This window comes from Pseudomonas sp. H1h, assembly GCF_000633255.1.
Taxonomy (GTDB): Bacteria; Pseudomonadota; Gammaproteobacteria; order Pseudomonadales; family Pseudomonadaceae; genus Aquipseudomonas.
The window spans coordinates 259,669-268,672 of record NZ_AYMJ01000011.1 but is presented as its reverse complement, the minus strand read 5'-3'; the positions used below and the strand labels follow the sequence as shown (position 1 = coordinate 268,672).

The 9,004-nt window shown below is 57.9% G+C and carries 5 protein-coding genes; 3 read left to right on the top strand and 2 right to left on the bottom strand.

The window, feature by feature from the left end; all coding sequences use genetic code 11:
• Positions 1 to 1,008: 1,008 nt before the first annotated feature.
• Positions 1,009 to 2,709, bottom strand: a complete 1,701-nt coding sequence (locus U862_RS0109260; RefSeq protein ID WP_029977550.1) for a penicillin-binding protein 2 — start codon at positions 2,707 to 2,709, stop codon at positions 1,009 to 1,011.
• A 21-nt stretch (positions 2,710 to 2,730) separates the two neighbouring features.
• Positions 2,731 to 3,048, bottom strand: coding sequence for a peptidoglycan-binding protein (locus U862_RS0109255; protein ID WP_025110144.1), 318 nt, complete (start codon positions 3,046 to 3,048; stop codon positions 2,731 to 2,733).
• Positions 3,049 to 3,160: 112 nt separating this feature from the next.
• Between U862_RS0109255 and U862_RS0109250 the strand changes: the two genes are divergently transcribed.
• The 3 genes from U862_RS0109250 (at position 3,161) to U862_RS0109240 (ending at position 8,553) form a co-directional block, all read left to right on the top strand.
• Complete coding sequence (locus U862_RS0109250; protein ID WP_025110143.1) at positions 3,161 to 4,072, top strand: LysR family transcriptional regulator; 912 nt, start codon at positions 3,161 to 3,163, stop codon at positions 4,070 to 4,072.
• Positions 4,073 to 4,235: 163 nt separating this feature from the next.
• Entirely contained in the window at positions 4,236 to 6,197 is a 1,962-nt protein-coding gene (mrdA, locus tag U862_RS0109245; RefSeq protein WP_025110142.1) for a penicillin-binding protein 2, read from the top strand.
• A 10-nt stretch (positions 6,198 to 6,207) separates the two neighbouring features.
• Complete coding sequence (locus tag U862_RS0109240) at positions 6,208 to 8,553, top strand: penicillin-binding protein 1A (RefSeq protein ID WP_025110141.1); 2,346 nt, start codon at positions 6,208 to 6,210, stop codon at positions 8,551 to 8,553.
• Positions 8,554 to 9,004 lie beyond the last annotated feature (451 nt).

The following is a 9,004-nucleotide window of genomic DNA, read 5'->3' as shown; positions in this document are numbered from 1 at the left end:
CGCCGGTAACCGACATGTACGCTGGTGTTGCCATGGGGTGCTCTCCTTGCGGATAAATTTAGGGTGCCCGGGAGGCGGAATCGCCCGGTGGGTGCCTGGCTGTTATCAAGGAGCGTGCCAGGTTTGTTGAAGGTCCCGGAAGCCGGGGGTGGAACGGCTCTGGACTGCGGTTGGGACGAAGTTTTCTGCGCACTTGGCTGCGAGTCACGCCAATCAAGGCCTGTAGAATGATCGGCGGTCGTTTTCGCCGGACGAGTGCGCAAGAAGTTGCGCAGTATGGCGATATGCCAGTCGCACCGATGTGTCTTACAGCATCTGAACGTGAGGAGGAAGCTGGCAGCTATCGGCCAATAGCGGCCTTTGGTTGCGCGCGCGGTATGCGAATCGACCCGAAGGAGCTCTAAGGTGGCGATACCCTCGGGATGCTCTCCTCATTCGGTGAGGCTTATCAGTTGGAATCCAATACTGGATTGTGGCATGCGAGAATCCGGATTTCTCTGGTGAGGACCGGTTTCTAATAGGTTGCTGCGGGACTACAATGATAAGCTTGTTATTTAAATCCTTACACGTACAACTAATACTATTGGTCCTGGTTGTTAACCAAATCGCGCAAGCTAGTGTGTTCTAGCGAGGAAAGTTTTAAATGTGAATTTGGCGCGGAAAGTTTGCGCCGTTTAAACGACTGGATTAAAATCAGCCGGTTAAAAATAAAGTAAGCCCCGTATCCGGAAGCTCTATTTGTTCAAATAGTTAAACGATTGTGTTAGAGAAAAATCTTAGCCTGCATACACAGTACTTTTTCGCTTTTCAACTACAAAAGGAGTAAGCCAGACGTAAATACCTTTGCTGAGGGAAGACAGAGCAACAAAAGAAAAAACAGTACTAGCTCGTGATTGCTTAGACACAACACGCGCAAATTTTTCTTTTTTTGTTGCTCTGTCAATCCCCTCCCAGCATTTCTTGCTCACACGTTCGCAAGTCGCGGGTGAAGATGGCGCCGAGCCTAGGTCAGGGAAGATTGTCCGGGGCAATATTATATAACCGAAGCGCCTGCGCCATGACCTTGCTGAAAACCGGCGCCGATACCAGCCCTCCGAAATAGCCGTGCTTGGAAGGGTTGTCGATCATCACGACCACCACAAATTTCGGTGAGGCGGCGGGTGCGAACCCGGCGAACATCGCCCTGTACGTATTGTGCTGATAGCCCTTATTGATGGCGCTGGGCCGCCTGGCGGTACCGCTCTTGCCGCCCACGTGGTAGCCCGGAACCTTGGCCCGATAAATACCCCTGGGTGCTTCAACAACCTGTACCAGCATGTGCTTCAGCGCATTGGCCACCGGGGCAGGCATCGCCTGACTCGCATGCGTTGGTTCGCTGACACGCAACAGCGAGACAGGCACACTTCTGCCGCCATTGGCCAGGGTGGCGTAGGCTTTGGCCAACTGCACGGCGGTGACGGAAACGCCGTAGCCGTAGGACATCGCTGCGGTTTCGGCGTCCCGCCACTGGCGTCGGGTTGGCAACACGCCCGAACGCTCCCCGGGGAACGCCGTACCGGTCGATTGCCCCAGGCCCAAGCGCTGCAGCAGGCCATGAATCTTCTCACCGCCAATATCGAATGCCACCTTGCTGATCGCAACGTTGCTGGAACGTACCAGGATCCCGGCCATGTCCAACCGCTCGCCCGCGGTGCGCGAGGCATCACGGATGATGAACCTGCCAACCTTCAGGCTGCCGGTTTTTACCAGCACGGTGTCGGACGGTTTCCAGCGCCCGCTTTCTAGTGCAGCGGCAACCGAAAACGGTTTCATCGTCGAGGCAGGCTCGAACACGTCCACTAGCGCCCGGTTTCTCATCGCTAATGGGCTGGCCTGTCCTCGGTTGTTAGGGTTGTAGGTGGGGTAGTTGGCCAGTGCCAGCAGCTCCCCGGTCTCGACATCGAGGATCACGACACTTCCCGCGTCGGCACCATTGTCGGTCACGGCCTTCTCCAACTCGCGGCTCGCCAGGTACTGCAAGCGTATGTCCAGGGACAGCGCCAGATCCTGCCCCTGTCTTGCAGGCCGGCTCACTCCCAGATCCTGGATTACCTGCCCCTTGCGGTCTTTGACTACATGCTGCCTGCCGCTGATCCCACGTAGCGCCTGATCGTAGGCCAGCTCCACGCCTTCGCTCCCGTTGTTGTCGATATCGGTAAAACCAACGACCTGCGCGGCGATGGCACCTGTAGGATAGAAGCGTCGCGACTCCTCTAAGCTGTAAATGCCCTTGATGTGCTGTTGGTGGACGACCTGCAAAACCTGGCCAGCCCGTTCAGGGGGCAGGCGCCTGCGCAGGTAGAAAAACGCCTTGTGCCGGTTTTGCGCAAAGCGCTTTTCGAGCGTCGCAAGCGGCATCTCCAACGCCTCGGCGAGCGACGGCCATTTGGCCTTCTCATCGGACAGTTCACGCATGTCAGCCCACAGGGCAACCATTGGGGTGCTGACAGCCAGCGGGCGTCCGGCCCGATCCGTGATCACCCCTCGGGGCGCAGGGTGGGTCACATAACGCAGGCTCCGCGCATCACCCTGATGGCGGAGGAAGGCATTATCGACAATTTGCAACTCGACAATGCGCCAGCACAGCGTGAACGCAAGGATAAATACAACGCCGACCACGAGCCTGAACCGCCACGGATAACCGGGCAGCGTTCTAGAAGAGGGACGCATTAAGACACTCACAGCGATGAATCAGGGCAACAGCCAGGCAGGGGGGGCAATACCGAGCCATTCCAGCAGTTGCACGTTGACACTCCCGGTCAATGGCAACGCTTGGTCCAACTGCAGCAAATAGATGGCCTCTTGTGTTTCGCTGCCAAACAAACCATCGATGTCGCCTTGATAATAGTTGTGCCCCTGCAGCGCGACCTGAAGTTCGGTGATCAATTGCTTGCCAAGCGGCATCATTACACTGGCGTGCGGCTCATCTTTCGGCGGCATGGGCGCGGCATTCAACGTGCCGACAGTAATAACCAGCAGTAAACCCGCAACAACTTTGCTTGCATTCATTAGTATCAATTTACCTGCCCAGCCAAATAGCGACTCAAGCATTAGTTAACTATTTGCCGTGTATTGTCCGCACGCCTATACTATTAATCAATCAACTATCAAGATATCTGATATGAAAAACATTGATATCGAAAGTGCCGACCTGAATCTGCTCAGAGTTTTTGTCGCCCTGATCGAAGAAGGTGGCGCCAGCCGTGCTGCCATACGTCTGGGCGTCACGCAGCCTGCGGTTAGTGCCGCACTTGGCCGCCTGCGTGAGATCTACGCCGACCCGTTGTTCGAGCGCACTGGCCGTGGCCTGCGCCCGACAAGGCGCGCCAACGAGCTGGCACCGCTCATTGGCGAGGCCCTCAATTGCTGCCGGCAAGCCCTTGCACTTTCGGGCGGTGATCGGGACATTAAGGGTAGGACGATCACCTTCGGCTTGTCCGATGACAGTGAAATCGCCCTCGGCGAAAGCCTGGTATCGCAGATCGACAAACACCTGCCTGGCTTGCGCGTGATTTTTCGGCAGACTCACAGCGGACTGGTCCAGGACATGTTGATGCATCATCAGATAGACATTGCCTTGTCGGCCGGCGGGATGTCGTCGCCACTGATCGCCCGGCACCGCCTTGGCCGGGGCAATTACCTAGGCATTGCCGATGCCAACAACACGCTACCCACCACCGCCGAAGACTACGCCCAGCGGCCCCACCTGCTGGTCTCTTCAGCCGGTTTCGTCGGCATCGTCGACGAAGGCTTGAATGCAGTCGGCTACAAACGCCGTATCCACGCCTCTACTTCGCATTTTGCCGCAGTGCCGTTTCTGCTGATGGGATCGAAACTGATCACCACTGTGCCTACTCATGCGGCTCGCGCCATGGAAAGGGTCAGCACGCTGCAAACGTTCTCCTGCCCCGTTCCAATGCCCTCCTACGATCTTGAAATCGGCACGCGAGTGGGTAGCAAGCACGACAGCACGCTACAAACGGTCAAGGCGATGATCATAGAACTGGTGGATAAGACCTTTTGCCTGACCTGAGCCACCTCGATTTTGATAAGCGAGCGGTCAGAGTCAGAAGCCTTTGTATGACATAAACCTTATTGATATCAGATAGCCAGAAGTACGAATTGCTGAATAATTTGCGCCCCTTAGAATAAAGGTCCACGAGCGTAAGACCTGCAAAAAGCGTAAGTATCTCCAGATGACACATTCCACCGAATTACAGGACAGGGAAGCAAGCCACAGGATTGTAAAAACAAGGATTATCGCCAGCACCGTACTTGTTTTAGCCCTCACAACCGCACTGGTGTGTCGGTTGTACTTCCTGCAAGTCACTCAGCATGATCTACACGTTGCGGTCGCAGAAAAAAACCGCGTGCATATGCGGCCAATCGCGTCAGCACGGGGCATCATCTATGACCGCAATAATGTCGTGCTGGCCGACAACATACCCACCTTTAACCTGACGATCACCCGCGAACGAGCAGGCGATAGCAAGTCCGTCGTCAGCCAGTTGTGCCAGGTGCTGGGTTTGAGCGTCAGTCAATGCGACAAGATAGACAGGGCCATGCACAGGAGGGGCAGAGCGTTCGAGCCAGTCGTCTTGATGACGGACCTCACCGAACAGCAGATCGCACGGGTGGCAGTGAATCAATTTCGACTGCCGGGGGTAGATGTCCAAGCGCAGTTTTCACGGGTGTACCCGTTGGCCGAACACTTTGCCCATTCGGTGGGATATGTCGGGCGCATCAATGAAAAAGAATACCGGCAACTCGATCACGCAAAATACCTGAGCACGGAACAGATCGGCAAAACCGGCATCGAGCGCTTTTATGAAAACGCCCTGCATGGCCAGATGGGTTTCGAAGAAGTGGAAACCAATGCGCAAGGCAAGGTGATCCGCGTGCTGGGCCGACACAACCCAACCTCGGGCCAGGACATCGTGCTGACGATCGATGCGTCACTGCAAGGTGCTGCCGAGCAGGCCTTGGGAGACCGGCGTGGAGCGGTGGTCGCACTGGATCCGGAAACTGGCGATGTCCTGGCCATGGTCAGTCGGCCCAGCTTCGACCCCAACCCTTTCGTCAAGGGCATCACGGCCCGGGACTATGCGGCCTTGCGAGATTCAGCCGACATGCCGCTGTTCAACCGCGTGCTACGCGGCCTCTACCCCCCGGCTTCAACCATCAAACCAATGGTGGTGGTTGCAGGGCTGGACAGTGGCGTCATCACCCCCTACCAGCGGGTATTCGACCGTGGCTATTACGAACTGCCTAATTACCGGCACAAATACCGCAACTGGAATCGGGCAGGCGAGGGGTGGGTGGATATGTACGACGCGATCATGCGCTCCAATGACACCTACTTCTACGACCTAGCCCACAGGCTGGGTATCGAGCGGTTACACAGCTACCTCACCGCGTTTGGCCTGGGGCAGCGGGTCTCGATCGACCTGTTCGAGGAAGCGCCCGGGCTGATGCCCTCCCCGGCTTGGAAACGCGCAAACCGCCGCCAGCAGTGGTACCCCGGCGAAACGCTTATCGCGGGCATCGGCCAGGGCTATGTGCAGATGACGCCCCTGCAGATGGCCCAGGCCACCAGCCTGATTGCCAGCAGAGGCATCTGGCATCGGCCGCACCTGGCGCTGTCGATTGGTGGGCAAAAACCGGCCGACCTACACCCCCTGCCCAACATCACCCTGAAAAATCCGGACACCTGGCGCGAGGTGGTAAAGGGCATGGAGATGGTCATGCACGACCCGCGCGGTGCCGGGCGCCGGGCAGCCCAGGGCGCGCCATACCGTATAGCCGGCAAGAGTGGCACGGCACAGGTCATCGCGATCAGGCAGGGCGAGCGCTACAACCGCAACAAGACCCGTGAACGCCATCGCGACAACGCACTTTTTGTCGGTTTTGCCCCCGCGCAACGTCCGGCCATCGTGGTCGCGGTGATGATCGAGAACGGTGAAGCCGGAGCCCGGGTCGCAGGGCCGGTGGTCAGGAAGGTAATGGACGCCTGGCTACTGGATGCACACGGGCAGTTGAAGCCGGAATTCGACGTCCCGAATGCCCTGCAAAACGCCTCGATACCCGAGCCGGAAAAGACTGATCCGCGCGTTGGAATGCTCCGACGCTCCCTCATCGGTATCGAAAAACCTGCTTAAGGAGCAACGAATGCGGCTTTTAAAGGCCCTGGGCTGGTGTGCACTGGCTCTCGTCAGCGTGCTGGTGCTTGGTGCAAGCGGCACCTATCTGTACTTCAACCCACAATTGCCCGATGTAGAAAGCCTCAAGGCCGTGCAACTCCAAGAGCCTTTGCAGGTATTCAGCGCAGAAGGAAAGCTAATCGCCGAATTTGGTGAAATACGCCGTATCCCCCTGCCGTCCACACAAATCCCGGGCGACTTCCTGGCCGCCTTCAGGGCTGCGGAGGATGCCAACTTCTACCATCACCGTGGCGTCGACCCCACAGGCCTGGTGCGGGCGGCCATGGAATTGATTAGCAGCGGGCACGTGCGCTCCGGCGGCAGCACGATCACCATGCAGGTGGCCAAGAATTTCTTCTTGAGCAAAGAGAAGACGTTCTCACGCAAACTGACCGAGATACTGCTGGCCTTGCGCATTGAACGCACATTGACCAAGGACGAAATCTTCAACCTCTACGTCAACAAGATCTACCTGGGCAAGCGGGCCTATGGCATCGCAGCCGCCGCACAGATCTATTATGGAAAGCCGGTATCCCAACTCACCCTGGCGCAGACCGCAATGATCGCGGGCTTGCCAAAGGCGCCCTCACGGTTCAACCCTATCAATAACCCCGCTAGGGCCAAACAACGACGCGACTGGATTCTGCGGCGAATGTACGCGCTGGGAAGCATCGATGAGGCCCGCTACCGTGCCGCGCTGGAGGCGCCCGTGACCGCGCAATATCACGCGCCTGAACCCGAGGTAAGTGCCCCCTACATAGCCGAAATGGTCAGGGCCCAATTGGTCAGCCGCTTCGGCGATGACGCCTACACGCAGGGCTTTCGCGTGGTGACGACCCTCTCCGGTACACTGCAGAAGGCTGCCAACGCTGCGTTACAGAACGGTTTGAAAACCTATGACAAGCGCCACGGCTATCGCGGCCCCGAAGGCCATCTCACCGGCAGCCTGAGCCCAGCATGGCTGGAAAGGTTGAAACGATATTCGGTACTGGGCGGCTTGGAAGCTGTGGCGGTGACGAAGGTCTTCGCCGACCGCATCACCGTAGTCGACCAGACCGGCCAGCAACATGACGTCGCCTGGCAGACGATGGCGTGGGCCCGCCCCTTCATCAACCACAGCGCACTGGGCCGCCAACCGGCACGGCCTGCAGACATCGTCAGCCCCGGAGATGTGATCCGCGTTGAGCGGGCAGGCTCCCAGCCTTTCGCTTTCAGCCAGGTGCCCGACGTTCAGGGCGCGCTGGTGTCGGTAGCGCCGGACAATGGCGCGATCAAGGCCCTTGTCGGCGGCTTCGATTTCAACCAGAGCGGTTTCAACCGCGTGGTACAGGCCAAACGACAACCGGGCTCAAGCTTCAAGCCCTTCATCTACTGTGCGGCGCTCGACAACGGCTATACGCCGGCAAGCATCGTCAACGACGCGCCTATTGTGCTGGGCAGCGACTACTCGGGGCCTGCATGGCGCCCACAGAACGAAAACCGCACCTTCCTCGGCCCCATTCGCCTGCGCGAAGCGCTATATCGTTCCAGAAACATGATTTCGATCCGCCTGCTGCAAGCCATGGGCGTCGACCCGACCATCGACTACATCACGCGTTTCGGTTTCGACGCCAACGACATGCCGCGCAACCTTTCCCTCGCCCTGGGCACAGCGTCCGTTACACCCCTGGCGGTGGTCGGCGGCTGGAGCGTGCTCGCCAACGGCGGCTACAAGGTCACGCCCTTTTTCATCGACCGAGTCGAAGACCGCTCAGGCCGGGTTGTCTTCGAGGCCGCCCCGCGTTTCGCGCCCAGCGCCCGCAACCCTGCACCCGAAGCGGTGGCAGAACAGATTGTTGACAGCCGTACGACCTACCTACTCACCAGCATGCTCCAGGATGTCATCAAGCGGGGTACCGGTCGCGCCGCTTCCGCGCTGCATCGCCCCGATATTGCGGGCAAGACGGGCACTACCAACGACGCCAAGGACTCTTGGTTCACGGGGTACAACGGCAACTATGTGACGAGTGTCTGGGCAGGTTTCGATAACCCGCAAAGCTTGGGGCGGAGAGAGTGGGGGGTGACCATCGCATTGCCTATCTGGATGGACTACATGAAGGTGGCACTTGCCGGGACAGCACCTTACTCGCAGCCTGCGCCTGATGGGGTTGTAACTCGGCTGATCAACACAGTAGACGGGACGGCGGCATCGGCGGACGGGCCGCAGACGGCTATGGAAGTATTCAAGATCGAGAGTGCGCCGGCGACGAGCACCACGCAGTATAGTGACCCATCGCTTAGCCCTACGCAGCAAACCCTGCAGGATCTATTCTGATAATGGTCGAAGAGGTCCATACGAATGCTATGGACCTCTTGTGCATGCCGCTACAGTGTACCGTCAACGGCTGAGCGTCGGTCATGAAGGTAGAAAAGTGGCCCTCACTACGCCAATCAACTTTTGTGAGAGGCAAGTAGGCTTTTCTCAGCTTTTCTGTGAAAAGCACCTCTTCACTTCACAAAATAAATGACTAGGCTTCCCATTTCACGGGGCCTGAGCAATCACCTAGCTTATGAACCTACAGCAGCTGAGGGGTCGCGCTTATCTGAAGAGGTAAAGAGCTCCTCAGTCCCAAAATTGCTGGAACAGAATGGTTCACGTTAAGTCCGCTTTTGGCCGACAGCGGTCGCTCTAGAACGTCCGCTTTTGGCCAAAAGCAGACGGCCAGGGCTGACCGCTTATGGCCGTTTTCTGTCTGTCGCGACGAACTGGAAACGACCGTGAAAAC

Coding starts and splice junctions, on each gene's coding strand:
- U862_RS0109260 (WP_029977550.1), bottom strand. CDS start 2,709: ATGCGTCCCTCTTCTAGAACGCTGCCCGGTTATCCGTGGCGGTTCAGG.
- U862_RS0109255 (WP_025110144.1), bottom strand. CDS start 3,048: ATGAATGCAAGCAAAGTTGTTGCGGGTTTACTGCTGGTTATTACTGTC.
- U862_RS0109250 (WP_025110143.1), top strand. CDS start 3,161: ATGAAAAACATTGATATCGAAAGTGCCGACCTGAATCTGCTCAGAGTT.
- mrdA (WP_025110142.1), top strand. CDS start 4,236: ATGACACATTCCACCGAATTACAGGACAGGGAAGCAAGCCACAGGATT.
- U862_RS0109240 (WP_025110141.1), top strand. CDS start 6,208: ATGCGGCTTTTAAAGGCCCTGGGCTGGTGTGCACTGGCTCTCGTCAGC.